Origin of the sequence: Tritonibacter sp. SIMBA_163 (assembly GCF_046535935.1) — a bacterium.
In the GTDB taxonomy this organism is placed as follows: domain Bacteria; phylum Pseudomonadota; class Alphaproteobacteria; order Rhodobacterales; family Rhodobacteraceae; genus Epibacterium; species Epibacterium scottomollicae.
On the sequence record NZ_JAWJBP010000308.1, the window covers coordinates 1 to 280 of the forward strand.

Consider the following 280-nt stretch of genomic DNA (forward strand, 5'->3'; position numbering starts at 1 on the left):
GTTGCTCCGCCACCTCTTCGAGACCACAGTAGCCCGCTGTATCGAAGAAGGCCTGGTCAGAGGACAGCGCATGGCGGTGGATGCCAGTCTGATCGAGGCTGATGCCGACAAGCAGAACTCGACGCCCAAAGAGGAGTGGGACGCGAAGCAGATTGATCCCTCCGACGCGCCAAGGGCCGTTCGCGAGTATCTCGCCACCCTGGGTGAGGCAGCCTTCGGTGCCGCCAGCGAGGTCCAGCCCAAGTTCACGTCCGATTCCGACCCGGCCAGCCAGTGGACG

1 pseudogene is annotated in these 280 nt (G+C 63.9%); it reads left to right on the top strand.

The window, feature by feature from the left end:
* A pseudogene (locus R0J92_RS22515) lies at nt 1-280 on the top strand (IS5/IS1182 family transposase); the annotation flags it as partial.